The sequence below is a fragment of the Hyphococcus sp. D3-15 genome, assembly GCF_055809375.1.
Genome location: NZ_CM147910.1, coordinates 1,141,059 through 1,163,803, shown reverse-complemented (window position 1 = coordinate 1,163,803; position 22,745 = coordinate 1,141,059). Strand labels below are relative to the sequence as shown.

The window sequence follows — 22,745 nt, the reverse complement described above, 5'->3', positions numbered from 1 at the left end:
TCCGCCGGTTTTTTGCACCTATGGACAAAGTTAGGCCTTTCTTTCATTTGCCGTTCGCCGAGCCATCGAACGATCCATAGCTCAAGACTGACTATATTCGGCCCTCAGGCGCATTTTGTCGATTTTTCCTGTAGAGGCCAGCGGCATCGCCGCCACGCGCACCACAATATCAGGTATCCACCAAGGCGCCACGCGCCCGCGCAGCGGTTCCAAAAGTTCCTGGTCAGTGATCGCTTTGTGCTCACCCAATTCCACAAGTAGTACTGGCCGCTCCCCCATTTGGGATCAGCCCGACCGATCACCGCCGCCATCGACACCTGGGGCAACGCCCCCACGACAGCCTCGATCTCTGCTGGGTTTATCCACTCCCCGCCCGACTTGATCAAGTCTTTAGCGCGGCCCGTGATGATGAGGTTTCCCTTGGCGTCGATTCGAGCGAGATCGCCGGTGTCGAACCAGCCATCGGCATCGGTCGCAAGCTCATCATGCCCGAAATACCGCTCCAGAACGGCCGCTCCGCGCACGCGCAGCCGCCCCTCCGCCTCGCGCTGTTCAGGCAGCGGCTTCCCATCCTCCGTCGTCAGCAGCAAATCGACCCCAATCGCCGGCCGTCCGGAAACCAGCGCATTGCGCTCGGGATCATTGGGGGTGAACTCGTACCCAATGGAGAAAGCTCCGTCATGCCCCAACTTGTTTGCACGCTCGCGCCAAGCCGCCGTTCAATTCTATCCATCAGCGCCGGCGCCATTGGCGCGCCGCCAACAAGAATCCTTTGCAAAGACGGTGTTTCACCGCCATGCGCTTCGAGATGTTCAACAAGTCCAAGCCATACAGTCGGCACGCCAACCGCGACCGTCACATTCTCGGATTGAATCAATCTCGCTAAATTCGCACCATCATTCTGGCGACCGGGCAACACCAGTTTCGCTCCCGCCGCTGGCGCTGCAAAGGGCAGCCCCCAAGCATTGGCGTGAAACATCGGCACAACCGCCAAGATTGAATCTGCAGCGGTAATGCCGACAACATCAGCCTGCAGCAACCGAAGGGTATGCAGGTAGGATGATCGGTGCGTGTATGAAACGCCTTTTGGCGCGCCGGTCGTACCCGACGTGAAGCACAGCCCCGAAGGCGCGTTCTCATCGAAGTCACCCCAAGAAACTTCTTCGGTCGCTGTGATGAGGTCAGGTTCCAGGGCGCTCACCGCAACATTTGCATTAGCAATGCATCCGCTGACCGGCGATCCGTCAATCACCAACACGGTCGCAACCGAAGGCGCATGCTCGACAATCTGATTGACCAGCGGCATCAGATCGGCGCTGGCGATCAGCACTGCTGCTTCTGATTGCTTCAACATGGCCGCGAGATGCGCCGCCGTAAGGCGCGGGTTGAGCGTATGACATACCGCGCCCATGCCCATGATTGCGTACCAGGCTTCAACATGCGCCTGCGTGTTCCAGGCAAGCGTTGCGACACGGCTTCCCACGCCGACACCAAGCTCGGCCAGCAGCGCGGAAACACGCTTCGCCCGAGCTTGCAGCGACGCATAGCCGATACGGTCTATCGCGCCATCGTCACGCGCCGTTACGACCTCGGCATCGGGGCGCCATTTAGCTGCGTGATCGATGAACTTATTGAGGGTAAGCGCATAGGGTTGAATGGCGCCGTCAATCATCGGCACTCCGGAACCTGCGGCGGCAAAGGAGGCGAGACGATTCCCACATTCCAGTTCCAGGCAATATTGCCTGCGGCGCGGCGGCGACACATGACTTCCTCATGCAGCTCATACCTGCCCGGTAAAAGATGGGTCGCGGCCTCGGGCTTTTCATCAAAGCGCATATAGGATTCATTGTCCGAAAATGGCAGCCATTCAGGCTGGCCCTCAGCACTGGGGACGCCGGATTTTGCGAAAGACGACCAATAACTCAAAACCGCTTTTGAAAGGTCCTGTTCCTCGTCATTGTTTGGCGCTTTCGGCCAGAATTTCGACGTGCGCTGCATGGTGCCGAATACATAAGGAATTTCGCTGGCGTGAAAGGCGCGCAAGCCGTCGCGATTGGCGGACGGGTATCCGTGGTCCCAGAAATAGAGATATGACGGCGCGCCAAGCGCGGCCTGCTTCACGGCGAGCCTTTCTGAGGTCCAGCCATACATCGCATCCCGCGTCGTTTCGAGCATGCTCTCCTCGATCTCATTGACCGGATAATGTTCGAGGAAGGTGTCGGCGAGTTCGCCATAACCAGTCTGGATCGCCTTTTTATACGCCACCTTGCTGTCCGGAACCGGCGCCAGCAAAAAGCGCAAGGAACGAATTTCTCCCTCATTAAAACCTGCGAGCACCGGCACGGGCGCCTGCTCTCCCCGGTCGAACACGTCTACAAGTTGAGCAGGAAGCGTAACGCCATCAATCGTTCCCCATGGCAGAAAGCCGGTGGTCACGGACGAATTGGTGATGTCGTCTGCGTCCTGCGCCCGAAGTTCTGCAAGATTACTGGCGCCGAGCTGGCCCGCGAGCCACACGCCAACCGCTTCATAGGGCGGCATGCCATGACGCGCCTCGCGCAGTTCCGGCATGGTGATCATATAGGCGCTCTGCGCGATCGCTTTGGCGAACAGACCGCGTGCAGAAGGGGCGGCCATTAAATACATAACGCTGAGAGCGCCCGCAGACTCGCCGGCAATCGTCACATTGCCCGGATCGCCGCCAAATGCCGAGATGTTTTGGTTGACCCATTTAAGCGCCTGAATCTGATCAAGCAGCCCGTAATTGCCCGACACATTATCCGCCGACTCGGCGCTCAATTCAGGATGCGCCAAATAGCCGAGAATGCCCATGCGGTAATTGATCGACACAACAACGAGACCGCTCTTTGCTAGTTCTTCGCCATCATACGCCGTCTGGCTGCTCGATCCCGATGTGAGCGAACCGCCATGTATCCACAGAAAGACCGGCGCGTCCTGCGCGCCCTTCGGTTTCCATATATTGAGGGACAAACAGTCTTCGCTCGTTTCGGCCGGGTCATCTGCATAAATACTGAAGCCGCGCCGTTTGGGCTGGATGCAAGCCGGACCGTATTCGATCGCATCAATTTCCGTTGCCGACGCAGGTACAGGAACCGGCGGTTTCCAGCGCGCATCGCCAACGGGCGGAAGCGCATAGGGTATGCCCTTGAATATCTGCAAACCATCCTGTTCGACGCCGCGTATGGACCCCGCAGGCGCTTGCACGACCGCGCCGCCATCACCGGCATGCGCAGCAGCGACTGAGGCTAGAGACGTCGCTGCAACGACCGCCGCCAAGTGAAGGAACAAAGATTTCATTTCTGCTCTCCGGTCAAAACGGGCTCGCGGCGTAAAACGCGCGCGAGCACAAGGAAAAGCACCACAGCCAGGATGTAGAACGGGACCAGCGTGTAGAACGCCCATTGCAGGGAGTGATCAGGACTGCTTGCACGGAAGAAATCACTGACCGCGCCGAGATAGGTCGGCCCCAGACCAAGTCCGATGAGATTCATCACCAGCAACAACAACGCGCCTGAAAGCACACGCTGGTCGGGCCGCACTTCTTCCTGCACAAGCGCAACCGCCGGCGAGAGATAAAAATAATTCAGGAATGTCGGCACCGCCAGAAACACCATTGCGAGTTGCCAGCTCGGGGCCCAGACAAAGCCGATGAAAAACGGGATGGCGATCGCCAATGCGAATGCCGGCACATACGCATACGCCGCCTTGGTGCGTTTGCCCAGCCAGTCAACCAGACGCCCGGAAACATACATCCCGGCGCTGATCGCTATGCCTACAAGCAAGGCGTAGTAGACGGCGACCTCGCTCAGGGTCATGCCTTTTTCACGCATCAGGAAAAGCGTGGTGAAGTTCATCACCGCATAGGTCACGAACTGCGTGGCGCCGCTCGCAAATGCGATCAGACGCAGACCGGGATGCGCAAAAAACATGCGGCATGTCGCCCAGAAACTTTCGCGCGGCGCAGCGACTACGGGCTGCACCGGAACCGCCTCCCCTTCAGCCTTAACGTCGAGGCCTCCGCGTTTGGGCTCACGCACAAAAATATAGACGAGCAGCGCAGTAACGATCCCGATGGCGCCGACGGAAATGAATGCATCCCGCCAACTATAGGCCGCAGCGATGGACGCGCCAAAAGCAACGCCGAGCGCCATGCCAATCGGCGGCCCCATATTGTAAATGCCGAGCGCCGCGCCGCGCGTGCCCGACGGGAAGTAATCCGAGATAATCGCATAGGACGGCGGCACGCCGCCCGCCTCGCCAATGCCTACGGTCATGCGCGCCAGAACAAGTTGCGGATATGTCGCTGACAATCCACACGCCACCGTCGCGGCGCTCCACAATGCACAGGCAAAGGAAAGAACGCGGACGCGATTGGTTCTGTCCGCCAGCCATCCGACCGGAATCGCGATGATGCAGTAAAACATCGCGAAATAGAGGCCGCCGATCAGCCCAAGCTGGCCGTCTGTGATCTGCAAATCGTCCTGGATCGGCTTCGCCAATATCGACAGAAGCTGGCGATCCAGAAAATTCAATACATAAACAAAGCACAACATGCCCAGCACAAACCAGGCGCGAGCATCTGGCCGCGCCGCTTGCGCGGCGCGGCCAGATTGTGACGCAGTATCTGCTGCGCCTGATGGCGCGGTATTGCTAACTGTCATGGACTAGTAATCAAACCCGATGCGTACACCGATAGTCCGCGGCCGCAATGTGCTAGCGCGCGAGTATGCGAAGGCTTCCGGATGACGGTAGATAATCGAATGGTTGTCCGTCAGATTCTCCACATACAGCGTCGCCGTCAGGTTATCACCAAATTCCGCACCGAGAGCCATGTTTATGTTCTCATAGGATTCAGTAAAACCGTATGTCGGGCTGATCGCGCTCGGATTGCCCGGCACATTCGGGAACTGGTTGGGATAATCGCCGACATATTGTGCGTTGACGGCGTAAAAACCGCGAACGTTTGGCGTAATGTCGGTAGTGTATTTCAGATAGACCGCTCCCTGGAAGCGGGGGAAAGCCAGCCGAGCGCCCTCGACGGCGCCCGAGACCGCAGCCTCTTCCGCCGTCAAGTCAGTAACCTTCGCATCGTTTACCGACCCGTTGAAACCGATCGAAAGCCCCTCGGTCGGAAACGTATTGACTTCAAATTCGAAGCCTTTGCTGCGCGCATTGCCGATATTGGTAGCGAACTGAATAGAGTCCGACACGCGGTTGGCTTGCACCTGAATGTTGCTCCAGTCGATCAGATAGGCAGCGAAATTAGCGTGCAGCTTGCCGTCGAACCAGTTCCCTTTCAGGCCGATCTCGTAGTTTTTCAGCTTGTCGGAAGAGGCGCCGTCAGGAATGATAATGTCATTCGGATCCAGCGAGCTGACCAGTCCGGCGCGCGCATTGACCGACGGCGTGCGGAACCCGGTCGAATAGGTTGCGTAGGTCGTGATATTCTCAACCGGCTTGAACGACGCACTGAATTTGTAGGATGGCCCCGTTTCCTTGCCTTTTTCGCCTGTCGCCGGCTCAATAGGCGCCGTCATCACGACGCCGGGAAAACCAAACCATGCATAGGTGATGAAGTCGCTTGTATACCCGCCCTCTTCGGCGAACCCTTGCACGTCCAACTTGCCGTAACGCAATCCGCCGGTCAGCCAGAATTTATCACTGAAGCGGTAGGTCAACTCTCCGAAGCCAGCAAGCTCATGCGAGACCGCATAATTGTAAGCCCGTGAGTAATACTCACTGTCGAGACCGGTAATGTTGCGCGCCACGAGGAAATTCGGATCCGTGCGATAGTTGGAGTCCACATCCCGTCTTTTATAATAGTAGAAAACGCCGGCCGCCCATTCCAAGGGGCCGTCCGTTGCGGACACCAGCCGCGCCTCTTCCACGAACGCTTTATCATAAGCGAAAGCATCGAGCGCAAACGGAATTGGCCCTGCAGGCGCCGCCGCATAGGTTGCGTCGAGATCAATGATGAAGCTCTGATCATAAAGCGAGTAAGTCGAAGAACTCGTGAAATTCGCAAACCCCAGATCGTAGCTCAGCGTGGCGTTGTAGGAGTCGAGATTGCCGGCGTAAATATCCGGGCGAATCGTGTTGCGAGTCTCCCGATCCGGGTAACGAACCGGATCGATCATTTGCGCGTCTTGCGGATCGCTCTCTTCATGCAGGGCCATCAGGCGCAGAGACGCGCGGTCGGTCGGCTCCCACAGCACAATGACGCGGCCGCCCCAATTGACGAGCGTATTGGCGTTTTGAACGCCGGTGCCGACATTTTCGACCCAGCCTTCTTCGTCGCGATAGAACCCGACAGCGCGCACCGCCAGCTTGTCCTCGACAAGCGGCACGTTGATCATTCCATTATACCGTTGGCGAAGGGAATCATCATCTGTCAAGCCGAAATCGACAAGCGCTGCCGCGTCGAAATCATTGAGGTCCGGACTCTTGGTCAGCAGGCGAATGGCGCCGGCGAGCGAACCCGATCCGAACAGCGTGCCCTGTGGGCCGCGCAGAAATTCCACCCGCTCAACGTCAAAAAGCGTGGAGTCGAGCTGCGTGGAGTTGCCGTTCGCGGAGATCGGCAGTTCGTCGATATAGACGGCGACGGTGTTTTGCAGATTGGCGCCATATCCGTTTGTCGCGATGCCGCGTACGGAGAAGGTGTTGAAATTCGCTGTCGGCTTGTTGAGGATCGCGCCTGGCGTCTCAAACGCCAATCCTTCATATCCGACGATGCCCTTTTCGGTCAGCTCATCTTGTGCAAAGGCGGTCACACTGAGCGGGACGTCTTGAAGACTTTCTTCACGACGTGTCGCGGTGACGACAATCCTGTCGTCATCCGAAGCAGCAGCTTGATTTTCTGCAGATTGGGCGGCCGCTGGCGTCAGGGCCGAACCAGATAGAACAAATAACGCGACCGCAGACGCAGACGCAAAAAGCTCACGTTTCATAATCCTTGAATCCTCCCGGTAGTCGGTCTTTGCCGCCGACATGAAGGGAGCATTGTCTAGAAAATCCGCCAAGTCAACATTCACTAACTCGAGTGTGAATGTTTTGCGGGAAGGTGTGGCGCGCTTGCATTCGCCGCCCGCAGCGCCCCGATCAGGCGATCAGAATCAAAAGAAAAACCGCAGAAACACTGGGGTTCAGGCGCTCATACCCGCCAGAATGATCCGCTAAATCTCGCAGAAATAGAGGGCGCCAAACGTCAATAGCTGGACAGCAAGGCCGCACTTGGCTGATCGAGCGCCACGCCCTGCTCTTCCATTTCAAGCTCTCTCGCCCGGACGCTACGCTGCTCCGCAGTCAAATAAGCATGAATCGCGTCTGCATCAGCTTCAGACAATAAATCGCCCCAAGCCGGCATGCCATTCGCTGCCAGCAGGCCATCACGCACAATGCCATTGAACACTTCATGCGTGGAGGGCGCCATGCGGCGCAGATCCGGCGCAATTGAGCGATGCTGGTTAGAATGACAGATTGCGCAATTGCCAAAGAAATGCTCGCGACCCATCGCGATTATTTCCGGAGAAGCATCCGTATAAAGACCATCAGGCGGCGCGGCAGCTGGCTCCAACGGCGGCAGCGCCTCCGGTTTCGGCGTTTCACCACCGCCCAGCTTGAAAACCAAAATGCGCCCGTCATTGCGCCGCTCATAGGCGGCGCCATAGCGCGGCACATAGGACCAGCCACCACCACCCCAGCCCGCCATCACGGCGACATATTGAACGCCATCAATTTCAAAACTCATTGGGGCGGCGATGATCGTGGTTCCGGTATCAATCGACTTCAATAGAGCGCCGGTTTCAGCATCGAAGACTTTAAACAGACCACGCACATCCCCCGCGAATACAAGACCGCTCGCCGTCGTCAAAACGCCCGAACGATCCTGCCAACCCGAATATGGCGCCGCCCAGACCGTTTCACCGGTCAACGGATCGATTGCCCGCAATTCCGACTTCCACGGATTTTCCTGAATGCGCTCCCATTCCGGCAACGCCTTCACAATGTCCTGTATAAAAGGCGGCAAGGCAGGCAAAACGCCCGGAAGGTCCGGCGCGAAAATAAGTGACGCGTCATTGTTAAACGCCTTTTCCCGGAACGGCTTTTGTCCGGGCGTCGTCATCAGCAAATTGCCCATGTCGAGGACCGCACCGTAATACAGCCCGGTATCCGGATTAAAGGAAAAGGGATGCCAGTTGCTTGCGCCCGGCGAGCCCGGAAAAACAATTTTCGGTCCGGTTGAATAGTCCGCATGCTCTGGCGTCAATTGCGGCTTGCCCGTCGCCATATCAATACCGGATGTCCAGTTCTGATAGACCAGCGGATTTGCACGCAGGAGCTTTCCGTCACGCCGGTCCAGCACATAAAGAAATCCATTTTTCGGCGCGTGCAGAAGAACCGGCGTATCGGCGCCGTCAATTTCAAGCCGCGTCAATGTCATCGGCGCCGTAGCGGTGTAGTCCCAACTGTCGCCCGGCGTTTCCTGATAATGCCACTTCACGGCGCCGGTCGCCGGATCGAGCGCGACGATGGAAGACAGATACAAATTATCTCCGCCGGAAGGAGACCGCTTGGCGCGGTGATACGGCCCGCCATTGCCCGTGCCGATATATATCGCGTCAAATTCCGCGTCGTAATGAATGGCGTCCCAGACCGTCCCGCCAAGCCCGACATCCCAACGGCTGTCGGGGTCCCAGGTTTTTACTGCGTCCTCTAATTCAGGGTTGTGCTGCGGGCCGGCATTGGGATCGCTCGGGACCGTATAAAACCGCCAGCGCTGCGCGCCGGTCGCCAGGTCATAGGCCGTTACATAGCCGCGTACATCATACTCAGCGCCGCCATTGCCGATCACCACCACATCACCAGCGATTTCCGGCGCACCGGTTATATTCACGCCGCGGCTCGTATCGCCCGCCGTATCCGCTTGCCACAAGATTTTTCCGGTCTTGATGTCCAGCGCATATAGAACCCCATCAAGCGCGCCGACGAATACGCGGCCATCGCGCACGGCAACGCCGCGATTGACCATGTCGCAACAGACCGTGCGATTGACCTGCATGTCGATGTCCGGATCGAACCGCCATAGCTGCTGACCGGAAGCCGCATCCAGCGCAACCACCCTGCCCGCCGTACTGCTGGTCACGAGCACGCCGCCAACCATGATCGGCGTCGCCTCCTGCCCGCGATCTCGTATAGAGAGGATATTCCCAGGCAAGACCAAGACTCGCGACATTATCGCGATTGATTTTTTCGAGCCGCGAGTAATAAGTCCCGCCCGCATCGCCGCCGGAAAACAACCACTCCTCGCCGCCGCCCACTAAAGCCGATGCCTCGGCCCGCTCCGCAGCCATTTCCGCAGCGCGGCTTTCTTGCGTATCTGACGGTGGCCGGCCGCAGGCTGCAATCACGAGCAATGCCGCAAGCGGCAACAAACGGATGTTCTTCATCGTTCATCCCACGGGCTTGGCATTCGGTATGGCACCGTAATGAAATTTGCTTCGATCTGCCGGATGGCGCCGCTTTCAATTTTGAACAGCTCAAACAGGTAAAAACTATGGGGGCGGCGCACCAGTGATTTCACCGTGCGCCCATCCGTCAATTGGTATTCATCCAGCTTGCCGGAATGATCGATAAATCCGGCCGCCAGAACCAGGCCACGCTCTTCGTCGATCAATGGAAAACGGCGCGCGCGCAACTCATCATCATAGCGATAATTGCCCATCCGAAACTGCTCCTCACAGCCGAGCGCAGCGACAGGAACGATCTTGGCGAATTCCGGATTATTCGTCGTCTGCACGCCATTTTCGACGCGCTGGCAATCGGGATGAAAATGCGTAAACAACACGCCGTCATTCAATTGCAACGTATCGAAATACCCATCGGCGAGCGAGATCATGCGCATGCGTGGCGTGCGTGTCCTGTCATCGACAAATGCATTCAGGACGGGCTTATCCCAATAGCGCTGGTTTTCGAATTTGATGCCGCTATCTGACTGGCGCACCACAATCGTTTCGACTTCCGAAATCCGCCCGTCCCGATCGATTTTAAGGCGTATCGTAACGCCGGATTCCTCAAGCGGTTCGATAGCGACGCCGAAAAATCCAACCTGTCCGGTTTTTACATCGGCGAACTGTAGTCGGTACTCTCCCAGCCGAACGAGCGTGCCCCACATTCCGTCGCCAATATCCAGGCAAACATTGTTTTCCGTATTGAATACATAGTCGGCCCAGGGAAGACCGGAAGGATCACGCGCTTCTAGCGCGGCAAGGTACTCTTCGAGACTTTGGTAGAGCCCTTCGCGCGTGTAAGGGGGCGGCGCCGCGTTTTCGACTTTATGGCTCACAGCAAACTCCGGTTTTTGTGGCGGCATGCACTGTTGCGACGCAGCAATTGAGATTTCGGATGCGTTCGGAAAATTCATTTCCACCCATACACTCTGTTCTTGCAAGCGCATTTTTCTATCAATTGGTAGATCTGTAATCTATAGTGACACGGCCCGCAATCAGTGAACTCTTCACCGGAGAAGTGAAATGCCGCGCTCAGAGGAAGAACAAAAAAATCTCGATTTTACGCTGGAAATGTACCGCAATGTGCTCATCGCGATGAACCCGGATGCCGTCGACAAATATATTTCCCCCGACTATGTGCAGCATTCATCACTGGCGGCGCCTGGCGTTGCGGCGCTGAAGGAGTTTCTAAAAAAGGTCGGGGCGGAATCGCCCGATGCGGAGCAAACGATCAAACGCGCCTTTGTGGAAGAGGACCACGTCATCGTCCATGTTCATGTAAAGCGCTGGCCAGGCGATCCCGGTCTCGCTGTGGTTGACATTTTTCGCCTCGACAACGGCCTGATTGTCGAGCACTGGGATGTGATACAGGAAGTTCCGTCCACTCCCGTAAACCCCAATCCTATGCTGTAGCCCACAATTTCGGAACCATACGCATGCCGGCACATCGCTTCACAGACAAACATGTCTTCATTTTCGGCGGCAATAGCGGCATCGGCCTCGCCGCCGCTGAAGCCTTCATCGCAGAAGGAGCAAGGGTTTCGCTCACCGGACGCAGCCGGAAAACGCTGGATGAAGCATCTGAAAAAACCGGCGCGCTCGCATTGCAAAGTGACATCAAAGACCCGAAAGCAAGCGTCACCGCCATCGCAGAAGCCGTGGAAACAAACGGGCCGATCGATGTACTATTCGTCAATGCAGGAGTTGGCGGATTTTCGCCGGTGGGCGAAGTAACCGAAGACTTCTGGGATGATGTGACAGACGTCAACCTGCGCGGCGCATTCTTCGCCGCCCAGGCGGCGCTTCCCCATTTGCGCGATGGCGGCTCCGTAATCTTCACGGGGTCCATTGGCTCTGTACTCGCCCTGCCGGGAAACGTGGTTTACGCCGCAGCAAAGGCAGGGCTGCGCGCTATGGCGAGGGTTTACGCAGCAGAACTTGCGCCCCGGAAAATTCGCGTCAATTTGGTCAGCCCCGGACCGACAGAGACGCCATTGTTTCATCGCAATCCCGGCATGACAGAAGCCGACATTGAGGGCATGCGCGCGCAAATGCGCGCGGCGGTGCCGTTGAACCGTATTGGCGAGCCGGAAGAGATCGCACGCGCGGTTCTCTTTCTCGCCTCAGGCGAGGCGAGCTTCATCACCGGCGTTGACCTGTTTGTCGATGGCGGCGCGGTAGAGCTTTAATCAGGCAAACCCCGCCGGGGCGCCATCGAGCAGAATTGTCTTGGTTTCCAGGTAAGCCGCAAGACCTTCTTCACCGCCTTCCCGCCCGATCCCCGATTGCTTGAAGCCGCCAAAGGGAAGACTGAAATCAGCGCGCATGCCATTCTGCGCAACGCCGCCCGACCGCATTTTGCGCGCGATTTTATAGGCGGCTTCGTGATCATGGGTGAGCACCGATCCGTTGAGACCGTAATTGGATTCATTTGCAATCCGGATCGCATCTTCTTCATCATCACACGGAATAAGGCTTAGCACTGGGCCGAAAATTTCCTCCTGCGCAATGACGGAATTATTGTCCACATTGGCGAAAAGGGTGGGCTCAATGAAATATCCGCGATTTAACTGGCTCGGCCGCCGCCCGCCCGTAACAAGATCAGCGACTTCTTTTCCTTTTTCGAGATAGTTTTCGACACGATCGCGCTGACGCGCCATGGCGAGCGGTCCCAGCATCGTGTCCGGCTCATCGCTATAACCGATTTTTATTTTTTTCATTTCGCCGGCGATGGCGTCAGCCAATTCGTCATGACGGCGGCGCGGAACAATGGCGCGGCTCAACATGGCGCAGACCTGCCCGCTAAATACGGTGATTGTCGAGGTGAGTAGTTTCGCAGCATCTTCCGTGCTGAAATCGTCCCTGACAATCGCCGCCGATTTGCCGCCAAGCTCCAGCGTGCAACGCGCAATACGCTCTCCGCAAACACTGGCGATACGTTTTCCAGCAACCGTCGAGCCGGTGAAACTGACCTTGTCGACGCCATGATTGCAGACCAGATGATCAGACGCGGCCCGATCGCCACAGACGAGATTGACCACGCCGGGAGGCAATCCGATTTCTTCCGCCGCTTCGGCGATGATATACGCCTCAAGGGGAGTTTCCGGCGACGGCTTCATGATCACCGTGCAGCCAGCGGCAAGCGCGCCGACAACCTTGTTCAACATGATCATATAGGGCGCATTCCATGGCGCGATGGCGGCCACCACGCCGACCGGTTCGCGCACGACAATCGCCGTGTCCGCTTCCGTTGACGGCGCCCGCTTTTCAAATTCATAGCGCTCCGTAACCATCGCCATATGTTGGACTGACGCAGAACCACCGCTGACAATGAAGGGCGCGATCGTCGATAAAACGCCAATCTGTGCGCTCCAGGCCTTGGCGATTTCCGGCTCGCGCTTCTTTAAAGCGTCCGCCAGCCTATGGAGGTATTTCGCCCGTTCAGACGGCGCCGTCGCCGGCCACGGCCCATGGTCGAATGCCTTGCGCGCAGCCTCCACGGCGCGATCCATGTCTGCCGCTACGGCCTCGGCGACACGGCCTACCGGCTGTTCCGTATTTGGATTGATCAACGTGATTGTCTTGCCGCTCGACGCCTCAACCCAGGCGCCGCCGATGAATACCTTTTCTGGATTCTGAATTCTCACGCCTTCCGGCAAAAGCATGTCAGACATGGACGGCTCCTTTCGGTGTTTGTTTTGGCAAATCGATTTCCTGCGCCGCTATCTGGAAGACGGAGCCTGTTCCGCTGCAGCTTGATCCGACGTTTCAGACCAGTTTCCCAATTGATCGTTTAAGAGATTTACGAGCCGCTGAAGCTCCACCCTGTCTTTTTTGTTCAAAGAAGCGAAAAGTTGTGAGGACACCGACCTGAAATTCGGAAGCATCGCATTGTAGTAGCGCCAGCCTTTCGCGCTGATGCGAAACGGCCTGCGGCGGCGATTGCTTGCGTCTCCCTCAAGCTCAATCCAACCCTTTTCATGTAAGTTCGACAAAGCGCGGCTCACATTCATCGGCGGCATCGACATGACCTGTGAGATTTCCTGGCCCGCAAGCGTGCCCTCGCCGCCAAGACAAATAAGCACCTTCAACTCATGACGGGTCAGCCCGTTCGGTTCGCTCACTTCTTCTTCCATAGGAGCGGTGATCAGGCTTGCACATTTCAACACCGAGATCAGCAATTGGATATCCGACCCCAGATTTGAAAGTGATTTCACGTTTTTCGTCATTTCCGTCTCGTTTTTCGTCCGGCGCTCAAGCGAGGAAGTTTCGCCCATTGACGGTAATGGTTTCATCGATCCGCGCCTTTTTCAAGACACAATACCGTTTGGTAGAATGGTATTCACATCATCCTTGCGCCACGCGAATACGACTGGCCTATATAGCGAAGTTGCTTTCGATGCGCGCATCGCAATTTCATTCACTTAAACCAAAAAAACAAAACGCGGCGCCGAAGTCCCGGCGCCGCGCTGATCGTTAAGAGTCGGAATTCCGAGCTAAGCAGCCTACGCTGATCAGGCGCTTTCTTCCAGCGGCACGGAATTGACAATGTGCGGCTGCGTATATTCGAGCAGCCCTTCCTGGCCGAGTTCGCCGCCCATACCGGACTGCTTTGAACCACGGAAAGGAATAGTGGCGTCAATCGCGAGATGCTGGTTCACCCAGACAGTGCCAGCGTCGATGCGCATCGCCACATCTGTCGCCCGCTGCAGGTCTTTGCCCCAGACAGTGCCCGCAAGACCATATTCAGAGGCGTTCGCGCGTGCGATGACATCTTCGATGTCTTCATACTTCAACACCGGCAGAACCGGGCCGAACTGCTCTTCCTGAACAAGCATCGCTTCTTCCGGCAGATCGCGAACGATTGTCGGCGCAATGAAATAACCCGGGCGATCGAGAGCGTCGCCGCCCGCAATCACTTGTCCGTTTTTGCGCGCGTCAGCAAGGAAGCCCTTGACTTTCTCGTATTGCATGCGGTTCTGCACCGGACCAATTTGCGCGCCCTGCTTGGCGCCGTCATCGACGACAGCGTTTTTCGCGAGGACTGCAAGCTCGTCGCAGACTTCGTCATACAACGCTGCCGGCACATATGCGCGCTTGATGGCGACGCAGATCTGACCGGCATTTGTCATTGCGCCGTCAAAGACACGTTTCGCAATTGCTTTTGGGTCCACGTCATCCATGACAATCGCCGCATCATTGCCGCCGAGTTCAAGCGTGACGCGTTTTACTGTTTCAGCCGCAGACTGCATAACTTTCTTGCCGGTCGCGGTCGAGCCCGTGAAAGCGACTTTGGCGATATCCGGGTGCGATGTCAGCAATGGACCAAGTTCGTTTTCGTCACAGACGATGTTGAACACGCCTGCTGGCAAAATATCGTTACAGATCTCGGCGAACAGAAGAGACGTCAGCGGCGTCGTTGGCGCCGGCTTCGCCACCATGGTATTGCCTGCGACAAGACAAGGCCCAAGTTTGTTCATGAGTAGAATAAGCGGAAAGTTCCACGGCGTAATCGACGCAACAACGCCAAGCGGCGTTCTGTGTTCGATGACCTTGTTGCCGCCATCTTCACGCAGCGTGCGTTGCTCGATCCGCATGCCGGCGAAGGCTTTGAGCGTAAACACGCTACCCATGACTTCATACATGGCTTGATCGAGCGGCTTGCCCTGTTCCGATGTCAGCAGCCGCGCGAATTCGTCCGCCCGCGCATGCAGCGCATCGGCAAGCTTGTCCACGAGCGCGGCGCGCTCGTCAATCGATGTTTTTGACCAGGACTTAAACGCGGTCTTGGCGGCTTTGACCGCCTGTTCGAGTTGGTCCACATCCGCTTTCGGACATTTGGCGAAGGCTTCGCCCGTCGCCGGGTTGACGACATCGAACTCAGATGCGCCAGGCGTCATCTTGCCGTTGATAAGCAGTTGGTATTTGTGCGTCATGGAACCTCCCGAGATGTTCTTTCAAGCGCCCTTGTTTTAAAGCGCTCACGCGTGTGATAATAACGGTCGTTACGATTCAAGCAATAAAACGATACAGAAGTCCCGTCCCTTTTATTGGCCGCCCTTGGCCGCCTGCTTCCCTCCGGAAAGCAAAACAAGCCAGCCCAGCGCGCGCCCGCAGCTTATACGTAAACCTGACCAAAAAAAGCGTTCAATGAGCAAAAAAACAACGCCGAAACCGCAACCCAACGCCAATGTCGATTGCGCTGCAGACCCCTTCGACGTGCTGCACCGCCTTTTGAAGCTGGGCAACAGGCTCGGCGCGCCCTTTGCCGAGCACTTAGAGAAACGTTTTCAGGTCACCATGAACGAATTTCGAGCAGTGATGCTGATCGGTCGCCTGGGCGAGGCCGCCTCGCATGAGCTTGCTGAAATATCCGGCGTCACGACAATGAGCATATCCCGTGCTGTCACTTCGCTGCAGCGCAAGGGCTGGATCACCTGCAGCGTTGATGAGGAAAACCGGCGCCGCAAGATCCTTCGATTGAGCAAAGACGGGCAAAAACTGTACCAAAAAATGCTTCCGACCGCCGACAAAGTTGCGAAATATCTGTTCGACTCCCTTCGCCGGGATGAAATGATGGCTTTCGACCGCTATGTCGCCACATTAACCGAAAGCCTTGAAGCGCGTGACGACGAAGGCCGCTCTATCTTTATTGAAAAGACGCGGCCGGATGTGTGAACCACATTCGCTCTTCCCCCAAGTCAATGCGCCTTCACAATAAGCGTCACCCGATCGCCGGCATGCAAATCATGGCCCCGCATGACATGATCGCAGATCAACATACCCCAAGGAAAGCACGCAGCGACAGTCGGCAAAGCGATTTATTCAGACGGCGATTGGTTGCGCGTCAAATATTCAACGATTAGCTCCAGTTCCGCGTCGCTGACCTCAACGCGGGTAATCGCCGGCATGGTGTTGAGCCCGTTGCGCACCACCAACTTGACGTAATCATCCGTTAGGTCCGTCCGGTTGGCGAGAAGCGCATCGTCCGGCCCGAGCCGTTTGGCGAGCGTGATCGTGCCCGGCCCCATCTGGATATGACAGTATTGGCAGCGCGCCAGATACACAGCTTCAGGATCGCCTTCGGCCGCCTTTGCGAAAACACCCTTCGCCTGCTCCGCCGCGGCCGCTTGTGACGTGACCTTGGTAAACTCTGACACCGGCGCGGCTTCTTCGGCAATTCCTGTTTCCTCGACCACAGGCGCATGCGCTTCGGTAGCGGCAGGCTCCACATCTTCCGGCGCAGGTGTGGTTTCATCCTTCTTGCCGCAAGCAGCCATGGTCAGCGCCAGCACGGCGACCCCGATGCGGGTGGCGGACATTTTCGTGATCATCCTTTCCTCCCTTCACGCAGGCGGGCCGGCCAGATACCGTTCTTGCCTGGTGCGACAATACCGTTCGGATCAAGCGCATCCTTGACGGTTTCGTTCAGGCGCATTAGCGCATGATTATTGTAGTCATATGTCTCGGCGACAGGATCCATAAACTCAACATGGGTGCGGTACTCGCCATAGCCTTCCTCGCGCGCATCTTTAATCATCTGCGTAAAGAGCGTGCGCGACCGGCGAACCATGTCTGCGTCGTCGCGATTGTAGAGGATCATGTTGACGTTTGCGATATGGCGATGACCGACCGTAAAGCTGGAATAATAATCGAGCCCAGCATCCTCAAAGCGGCGCTTGCGCCGCAAAAACGCCTGATAGGCAAGCTCGCCGGAGGGCGGCAGGATCGGCGAGAAACCGATATGACCGCCGCGCCCGCCCATCCAATTGACGACATTGAGCGGCAGAACCATCGGCACGCCAACGCCGATGCTGAACGGCTCGCGCGGCTCGCCTTTCCGCCAGTGTCGCCATGCAAGCGCCTTGCCGAGACGCGGCGCAAACGCATCGTTGACAATCTTCTGCTTCGCTTCGACCAGACTGCCCTCGCCGAACAACGACAAGTGAAATGTCCACCAGCCCACATTATAAGTTTGCTGAATTTTTTCGGCCACCGCGTCAGGGATAGGCCCGTCCCCGTCATACCAGTCGGCGCGCGTCGTAAAAGCGGAGGCGTCATGCAAGTAATTTCCAAACACCACATTGTGTTCGATAATTCCACGCAGGCGTAAATCCGCGAGGATATCCATCGCCCATTTGATGTCTTCCATCTCCGGGAGGTTGATCTGAGTATGCGCGCTCATTTCCGGTTCAGGCATCATCCAGATATTCGCCTTGGTGACGACGCCGAAATTGGATTGCACAAACATCTGGTCCCAGCTCGGACCGAAGCTATAAGGATAATGCGCCCAGGATTTATTGCCCTCCATGGCGCCCATCCCGGTGCGGATGACTTCGCCGGAAGGCGTCACCACCTCAAGCCCGCAAATTTTCGTCGTGTTGTCGCCATAGGGCGTATAGCCAATGCCGCGCTCCAGCGCATTGCCGATCACCGAGCCCCATCCATTAGCAGGCACAGACATCCATAAAGGTATCTGGTTATTCGTCAAATGCTCGTGAAACTGATAAAACCCGACGCCCGGCTCCAGCGTTGCATAAGCATAACGCGAATCCACTTCGAGAATTTTGTTCATCCGCGTCATGTCGAGCACGGCGCTGCCGGCGAGCCTTGGGGCGGCGGCGCCGTATCCCAAATTTTTGCCGCGCGCGACCGGCCATAGCGGAAGCTTGTGCTCATTTGCGACACGCATGATCGCCTGCACATCTTCTACGCTGGTCGGCGCGAGGGCCGCTGACGCCGCATGATTAAGGCCATCACCCAACGCATAAGGATCAATATAGGTGTCGCGGTCCAGCTCGGTAGCGAAAACCTTGTCTTCGCCAAGTTCTCGTTTAAGCGCGGAGACGGCCTTGTCAAAGCTGCCGGCATCCAGCCCCGGCGGAAGAGTTCTTTCAGCCATTTCCTGCTCCAGTTTCACGGCGCTTTGCGTCAGCACCGCCGCTCTTCAGCTATCGCTGTTGCGCTTCATCCCTATTGCCTGCATCATAACGGTCGTTATAATTGTTGCAACCGAGAAAACAGCAGCGTCGCCGGAGAACTGCCGAACTTGGTTTGCGCGTGATAAGAAAAATGCCACCGCGCGCGCATATCCCGGGAGGAGACAATATGCCGAACATGAAGCGCAGGGATATGTTGATGGCGACGGGCGCCGCCACGACCGCAATTCTGTCTGCGGGGAGCGCTGCATCCAGCCAACACGCTCTCACTGGTGATGATGTGTTGACTCTATATACCCAAGGTTCTCTACAGGCGCGCAATCTGGCGCGAAAAGCAGCATTCACGTCGAGCCGCGCGATCCCCTTGGCAGGCGATTTAGTCGGATGCTGGAAAACACGGATCGCAAAACATCGCGGTCCCATTCAAGGCTTTACGAGCTGGAGCGAGTTTGTGCTGTTGCGCGGGATGGCGGAAGAAAATGGAATGCGTCTCCGCGCCGAGGCGCAATTGCACAGCAATGTCGGCAAGCCTGTATTTCGCTGGATCATGGCCTGAAGGCCGGTGCGCTCATGACGCAAATTCCGAACATTCCTCTCAAAGGTTCTTCCGCGCCGGATGCGCCGTCGCTCGAATTTGTATTTGAAATCGAAATCAATTTCGCGCGCTACGATTCCATCAATGACATGCCCAGCGGCGCCGGACGCGGCTTCGTCTATATCGACAGCGGCGTCGTGAAAGGCCCAAAACTCAATGGCGTCGTGCTGCCGGGAAGCGGCGGCGACTGGGCCCAGTTCAGGCCCGATGACGTGCTCGCCAGCGATGCCCGTTATATGCTTCAGGCCGAAGACGGAACTAAAATCCTGATGCATAATCGCGGTTTTCTCTGGGGCCGCGAGCCTGACACGCTGAAACGCATGCAAGACTGGATGTTCAAAGATGGACCGGAAGTGCCATTTGAAGAATTCTATCTTCGCTCATCGCCCTTTTTCGAAACCGAAAAAGGGCCGCATGAATGGCTGATGCGTCACATCTTTATCGGCATCGGCCGCCGCAGACGTGACGGCAATACTATCCGTTATTACGCATTGCTCTGACTCTTTTGGGTCCGGGCGATAGTAACTACACGAACAAAGCTTTTATGTGTTCGCATTTTGAAATGGTAGTGGGTGTATGACGAAGATCGTAATTACCGGCGCGTCAGGCCAGTATGGCGGAATAGCGACAGACAAGCTTATCGCCAAGGGGCTTGCTTCGGATCTCATTCTAATTTCGCGCACGCCCGCAAAGCTCGAACACCGCAAATCCGCAGGATGCGAAGTCCGTTACGGTGATTTCGACAAGCCGGCGACGCTTGCCGACGCCGTAAAGGGCGCCGAGAAAATGTTGTTGATTTCCGGTACGCGCGTCGGCGCGCGAATTCCCCAGCATAAAGCTGCAATAGACGCTGCTGCGGCCGCTGGCGTGAAACACATCATCTATACTAGCTTTGTGAATGTGGCGGAGGAAAATCCCGCTATTGTCACCAGGGATCACCGCGAGACCGAAAACCTGATCAAGGCGAGCGGCTGCGCGTGGACGTTCCTGCGCGATGCGCATTATGCGGATGCGATGATCCTCCATGCGGGGCCGGGATTCATCGCATCAGGCGTCTGGATGACCAGCACGAATGGCGGTCGCGAAGCAATGGTCTGGCGTGAGGACTGCGTCGACTGCGCAGTCGCGGTGCTGACCCAGCAGGGCCATGAAAACAAGGCCTATCCCATCACCGGGCCGAACAGCGAAACCTTCGAAGAGGTTGCCGCAATGTTGAGCCGCACTTGCGGCAAGGACATCAAGATTGTCGAAACGACCGATGAAGGCATGTATGCGCATTTCGATACGCTCGGCATTCCGCGCGAACCGGTGGATGACCAGTCCGTCGCTGGCATTCCCTGGAACAGCGACGACATGGTGAGCTTTGAACATGCCATCCGTGACGGACATCTCGATATTTGTACTGATGACGTAGAGAAACTCACAGGCCGCAAAGCGCGGTCGGTGGCCGACCTCATTGAAGAAAACGCAGTATTCCTGAAACAGATTGCAAAAGACAACGCCGGTTAGCGCGGCGGCGCAACCTCCCCTTCATCGGCTGTTTTTACCCGCACGCTCAACGCGACAAGCGCTACGCATACAAGGATGGGCGCAGCGCAAAGCAGCAGATATGACTGCGGCGACAAATCGCGCGCAACCAGCATTCCGCCCACCAGCGGCCCTGCGATCGCGCCGATCCGGGCGACAGCCACCGCCAGCCCGATCGCTGATGAAAAAACCTCCTGCGAGTAAAAAGAAGCGCTGAGCGCCATGATGGCGAGATGCGCGCCGGAAACACCGCCGCCGATGATCAGCAATAACAGCGCCCACAGCAGTGCATCACCCGTCGCCGCGCCAGTCGCAAAGAAAGCCGCGATAGCGAGCCCATAGGCGATTGTAAACGCCGCCACCCGTCGGCCGCGATCGATGAACCAGGAGATCGCAAGACCACCCGCGAGACCGCCGCCCTGAAAAAACGCGGTCAATTGCGACGCCGCATCCGGCGACAATTGCGCCTGCGTCAGCAGATAGGGCAGCCAACTGACGATCATATAAAGGATGAACGCATTGACGGTGTAGAGCCCGACAAAAATCGCCGTCGCGAAAAGGTAGCGCGGGCTCAAGGGTGCGAGAATAGATCCGCGCAGCGCCGGCGCAGCGACCGACTGATCGTCCTGAACGCTCTTGGCAGGAAGCGCCAGAAACAAGGCCCCCGCCAAGACAAAAATGAAAAAACCCGCGACGTAAAAAATCAACTGCCAGCCGCCGGCGCTCACCAATAGCGGGGTGACAAGACCCGCAAGGATGCCGCCAACCGCAATGCCGGCGGAAATGACCGCCAATGTGGTGGCTTTGCGCTCTGGTTGCGCAATCTCTGCGGTATATGCCGTAACATTGGGCAAGCACGCCCCAAGTGCGACCCCGGTCAAAAAGCGCCACAGCGTAAAATCCGCAATAGACGTAGAAAAACCTGTGCCCACTGTCGCGACGCCAATCAGGAGAAGCGAAAGCACAATCAGCATGCGCCGTCCGAAACGGTCGCCTAGCGGACCGATCAACAGCGCCCCCACGCCAAGCCCGAGCAATACGGCGGACAAGGCGCCGCTGAAGGCGCTCGGTTCAACGCCCATGTCTCTTACAAGATAAGGAAGCGCGAGCGGCAGCGCGGCAAGATCGTAGCCGTCGATCAGCATGACCATCATGAACAACGGCAAAATCAATCGCGGCACTGGCGCCCCTTTCTTCGCTATGCGTTCCGGCCAGCCATGCTTACACAGAGCGACACGCCCGGCTACCTGAAAGGAGTGAGTAGAGTGCGCTAGAGGCCACCATACGGCAATCCGATCACTGCCCTCGGACTGATGCCGCCGTTCAATCTTTGATCCAAAGCAATCTTATGACTACAGTTATATTGTACGAGTAAAAGCAACACACGACGCCCCATCAGCAACAAATGGCGACGCATGCGGAAATCAGGTTCCCAGGTCAGCGGCCAGAAAAATGCATTTCTCACAAAGGGCTTGTCGAAAGTCTATGGCGAGGGGCCCGCGGCGGTGCACGCGCTGCGCGGCGTAGATCTTGAAATTCCCGCCGGCGAGCTGGCTGTTCTGCTGGGGCCTTCCGGAAGCGGTAAGTCGACCTTGCTCAACATTCTTGGCGGCATCGATCGGGCTTCAAGCGGCAACGCCTATTTTCAAAACGAAGAACTGACGGCGATGAACGACCGGCAACTGACCGCCTATCGTCGCCGCCATGTCGGTTTTGTTTTTCAATTTTACAATTTGATGCCAAGCCTCACGGCGCTTGAAAATGTTGATCTCGTCGCCGAGATCGCGCCAAAGCCGATGTCGTCAATGGACGCGCTGGAGCTGGTGGGACTTAAAAATCGTGCAACGCATTTTCCGTCTGAGCTCTCCGGCGGCGAACAACAGCGCGTTGCCATCGCCCGTGCCATCGCTAAAAATCCGACCGTTCTTTTTTGTGACGAACCCACAGGCGCCCTCGACAGCGTCACGGGCGTAGGCGTTCTAAAAGCCCTGCAAGATCTGAACAGTCGTCTTGGCACGACAACATTGATCATCACCCACGCGGCGGCGACCGCAGCCATGGCGGATCGAGTAATCCATTTCGCTGACGGCCAGATTCGCGAAGTCATCGAAAACCGCGACAAGGCCTCCGCCGAAGAAATTAGCTGGTGACCGG

The 22,745-nt window shown here is 57.0% G+C and carries 18 protein-coding genes and 1 pseudogene; 7 read left to right on the top strand and 12 right to left on the bottom strand.

Features of this window, described 5'->3' with window-relative positions:
• Positions 1-81 precede the first annotated feature (81 nt).
• The 6 genes and pseudogenes from AC0L8G_RS05895 to AC0L8G_RS05870 form a co-directional block, all read right to left on the bottom strand.
• Positions 82-1,672: pseudogene (locus AC0L8G_RS05895) on the bottom strand (AMP-binding protein).
• Entirely contained in the window at positions 1,669-3,318 is a 1,650-nt protein-coding gene (locus AC0L8G_RS05890) for a carboxylesterase/lipase family protein (protein WP_473387614.1), read from the bottom strand. The pseudogene AC0L8G_RS05895 and the gene AC0L8G_RS05890 overlap by 4 nt, the downstream one beginning before the upstream one ends.
• Positions 3,315-4,682, bottom strand: coding sequence for a spinster family MFS transporter (locus AC0L8G_RS05885; protein ID WP_473387611.1), 1,368 nt, complete (start codon positions 4,680-4,682; stop codon positions 3,315-3,317). Before AC0L8G_RS05885 ends, AC0L8G_RS05890 begins: the two co-directional genes overlap by 4 nt.
• Positions 4,683-4,685: 3 nt before the next feature.
• Positions 4,686-6,971 (bottom strand): TonB-dependent receptor, encoded by a 2,286-nt coding sequence (locus AC0L8G_RS05880; protein WP_473387610.1) that lies wholly within the window; start codon positions 6,969-6,971, stop codon positions 4,686-4,688.
• Positions 6,972-7,228: 257 nt separating this feature from the next.
• Positions 7,229-9,238 (bottom strand): PQQ-dependent dehydrogenase, methanol/ethanol family, encoded by a 2,010-nt coding sequence (locus AC0L8G_RS05875; RefSeq protein WP_473387608.1) that lies wholly within the window; start codon positions 9,236-9,238, stop codon positions 7,229-7,231.
• A gap of 228 nt (positions 9,239-9,466) precedes the next feature.
• Entirely contained in the window at positions 9,467-10,366 is a 900-nt protein-coding gene (locus AC0L8G_RS05870; RefSeq protein ID WP_473387606.1) for a DUF8021 domain-containing protein, read from the bottom strand.
• A gap of 187 nt (positions 10,367-10,553) precedes the next feature.
• On the opposite strand from AC0L8G_RS05870, the gene AC0L8G_RS05865 reads away from it, so the two are divergent.
• Together AC0L8G_RS05865 and AC0L8G_RS05860 are read left to right on the top strand one after the other, a co-directional pair.
• A complete protein-coding gene (locus tag AC0L8G_RS05865; RefSeq protein ID WP_473387605.1) occupies positions 10,554-10,943 on the top strand; it encodes a nuclear transport factor 2 family protein in 390 nt (129 codons plus the stop codon).
• A gap of 23 nt (positions 10,944-10,966) precedes the next feature.
• A complete protein-coding gene (locus AC0L8G_RS05860; protein WP_473387603.1) occupies positions 10,967-11,719 on the top strand; it encodes an SDR family oxidoreductase in 753 nt (250 codons plus the stop codon).
• Here AC0L8G_RS05860 and AC0L8G_RS05855 read toward each other — a convergent pair whose 3' ends face one another.
• From AC0L8G_RS05855 to AC0L8G_RS05845, 3 genes are all read right to left on the bottom strand, one after another.
• The gene (locus AC0L8G_RS05855) at positions 11,720-13,204 is read right to left on the bottom strand and encodes an aldehyde dehydrogenase (protein WP_473387602.1); all 1,485 of its coding nucleotides are present in this window, start codon (positions 13,202-13,204) and stop codon (positions 11,720-11,722) included.
• A 48-nt stretch (positions 13,205-13,252) separates the two neighbouring features.
• On the bottom strand, positions 13,253-13,825 hold the full coding sequence (locus AC0L8G_RS05850; RefSeq protein ID WP_473387598.1) for a MarR family winged helix-turn-helix transcriptional regulator: 573 nt from the start codon (positions 13,823-13,825) through the stop codon (positions 13,253-13,255).
• A 219-nt stretch (positions 13,826-14,044) separates the two neighbouring features.
• Positions 14,045-15,466 carry an aldehyde dehydrogenase family protein gene (locus AC0L8G_RS05845; RefSeq protein WP_473387597.1) on the bottom strand — a complete coding sequence of 474 codons (1,422 nt, stop codon included), beginning with the start codon at positions 15,464-15,466 and terminating at the stop codon, positions 14,045-14,047.
• A 124-nt stretch (positions 15,467-15,590) separates the two neighbouring features.
• Here AC0L8G_RS05845 and AC0L8G_RS05840 point away from each other — a divergent pair, with 124 nt between their 5' ends.
• On the top strand, positions 15,591-16,208 hold the full coding sequence (locus AC0L8G_RS05840) for a MarR family winged helix-turn-helix transcriptional regulator (protein WP_473387595.1): 618 nt from the start codon (positions 15,591-15,593) through the stop codon (positions 16,206-16,208).
• Between the two features lie 143 nt (positions 16,209-16,351).
• On the opposite strand, the gene AC0L8G_RS05835 is transcribed toward AC0L8G_RS05840, so the two are convergent.
• Both AC0L8G_RS05835 and AC0L8G_RS05830 read right to left on the bottom strand, forming a co-directional pair.
• Entirely contained in the window at positions 16,352-16,864 is a 513-nt protein-coding gene (locus tag AC0L8G_RS05835) for a c-type cytochrome (RefSeq protein ID WP_473387594.1), read from the bottom strand.
• On the bottom strand, positions 16,861-18,432 hold the full coding sequence (locus tag AC0L8G_RS05830) for an FAD-binding oxidoreductase (RefSeq protein ID WP_473387592.1): 1,572 nt from the start codon (positions 18,430-18,432) through the stop codon (positions 16,861-16,863). Before AC0L8G_RS05830 ends, AC0L8G_RS05835 begins: the two co-directional genes overlap by 4 nt.
• 236 nt (positions 18,433-18,668) lie before the next feature.
• Here AC0L8G_RS05830 and AC0L8G_RS05825 point away from each other — a divergent pair, with 236 nt between their 5' ends.
• The 3 genes from AC0L8G_RS05825 (at position 18,669) to AC0L8G_RS05815 (ending at position 20,573) form a co-directional block, all read left to right on the top strand.
• Positions 18,669-19,025, top strand: a complete 357-nt coding sequence (locus tag AC0L8G_RS05825) for a hypothetical protein (RefSeq protein WP_473387589.1) — start codon at positions 18,669-18,671, stop codon at positions 19,023-19,025.
• Between the two features lie 14 nt (positions 19,026-19,039).
• Entirely contained in the window at positions 19,040-19,564 is a 525-nt protein-coding gene (locus tag AC0L8G_RS05820; protein ID WP_473387587.1) for a DUF3237 domain-containing protein, read from the top strand.
• 76 nt (positions 19,565-19,640) lie between these two features.
• Entirely contained in the window at positions 19,641-20,573 is a 933-nt protein-coding gene (locus AC0L8G_RS05815; protein WP_473387586.1) for an SDR family oxidoreductase, read from the top strand.
• Here the strand turns inward: AC0L8G_RS05815 and AC0L8G_RS05810 are convergent.
• Entirely contained in the window at positions 20,570-21,772 is a 1,203-nt protein-coding gene (locus tag AC0L8G_RS05810; protein WP_473387585.1) for an MFS transporter, read from the bottom strand. The two genes, AC0L8G_RS05815 and AC0L8G_RS05810, sit on opposite strands and share 4 nt — an antisense overlap.
• Positions 21,773-22,006: 234 nt before the next feature.
• On the opposite strand from AC0L8G_RS05810, the gene AC0L8G_RS05805 reads away from it, so the two are divergent.
• Positions 22,007-22,741, top strand: a complete 735-nt coding sequence (locus AC0L8G_RS05805) for an ABC transporter ATP-binding protein (RefSeq protein WP_473387583.1) — start codon at positions 22,007-22,009, stop codon at positions 22,739-22,741.
• Positions 22,742-22,745: the final 4 nt, after the last annotated feature.

What these genes read in the sequence shown, in the direction of transcription:
- AC0L8G_RS05890 (WP_473387614.1), bottom strand. Translation starts at nt 3,318, where the DNA reads ATGAAATCTTTGTTCCTTCACTTGGCGGCGGTCGTTGCAGCGACGTCT.
- AC0L8G_RS05885 (WP_473387611.1), bottom strand. Translation starts at nt 4,682, where the DNA reads ATGACAGTTAGCAATACCGCGCCATCAGGCGCAGCAGATACTGCGTCA.
- AC0L8G_RS05880 (WP_473387610.1), bottom strand. Translation starts at nt 6,971, where the DNA reads ATGAAACGTGAGCTTTTTGCGTCTGCGTCTGCGGTCGCGTTATTTGTT.
- AC0L8G_RS05865 (WP_473387605.1), top strand. Translation starts at nt 10,554, where the DNA reads ATGCCGCGCTCAGAGGAAGAACAAAAAAATCTCGATTTTACGCTGGAA.
- AC0L8G_RS05860 (WP_473387603.1), top strand. Translation starts at nt 10,967, where the DNA reads ATGCCGGCACATCGCTTCACAGACAAACATGTCTTCATTTTCGGCGGC.
- AC0L8G_RS05855 (WP_473387602.1), bottom strand. Translation starts at nt 13,204, where the DNA reads ATGTCTGACATGCTTTTGCCGGAAGGCGTGAGAATTCAGAATCCAGAA.
- AC0L8G_RS05850 (WP_473387598.1), bottom strand. Translation starts at nt 13,825, where the DNA reads ATGAAACCATTACCGTCAATGGGCGAAACTTCCTCGCTTGAGCGCCGG.
- AC0L8G_RS05845 (WP_473387597.1), bottom strand. Translation starts at nt 15,466, where the DNA reads ATGACGCACAAATACCAACTGCTTATCAACGGCAAGATGACGCCTGGC.
- AC0L8G_RS05835 (WP_473387594.1), bottom strand. Translation starts at nt 16,864, where the DNA reads ATGATCACGAAAATGTCCGCCACCCGCATCGGGGTCGCCGTGCTGGCG.
- AC0L8G_RS05830 (WP_473387592.1), bottom strand. Translation starts at nt 18,432, where the DNA reads ATGGCTGAAAGAACTCTTCCGCCGGGGCTGGATGCCGGCAGCTTTGAC.
- AC0L8G_RS05825 (WP_473387589.1), top strand. Translation starts at nt 18,669, where the DNA reads ATGGCGACGGGCGCCGCCACGACCGCAATTCTGTCTGCGGGGAGCGCT.
- AC0L8G_RS05820 (WP_473387587.1), top strand. Translation starts at nt 19,040, where the DNA reads ATGACGCAAATTCCGAACATTCCTCTCAAAGGTTCTTCCGCGCCGGAT.
- AC0L8G_RS05815 (WP_473387586.1), top strand. Translation starts at nt 19,641, where the DNA reads ATGACGAAGATCGTAATTACCGGCGCGTCAGGCCAGTATGGCGGAATA.
- AC0L8G_RS05805 (WP_473387583.1), top strand. Translation starts at nt 22,007, where the DNA reads ATGCGGAAATCAGGTTCCCAGGTCAGCGGCCAGAAAAATGCATTTCTC.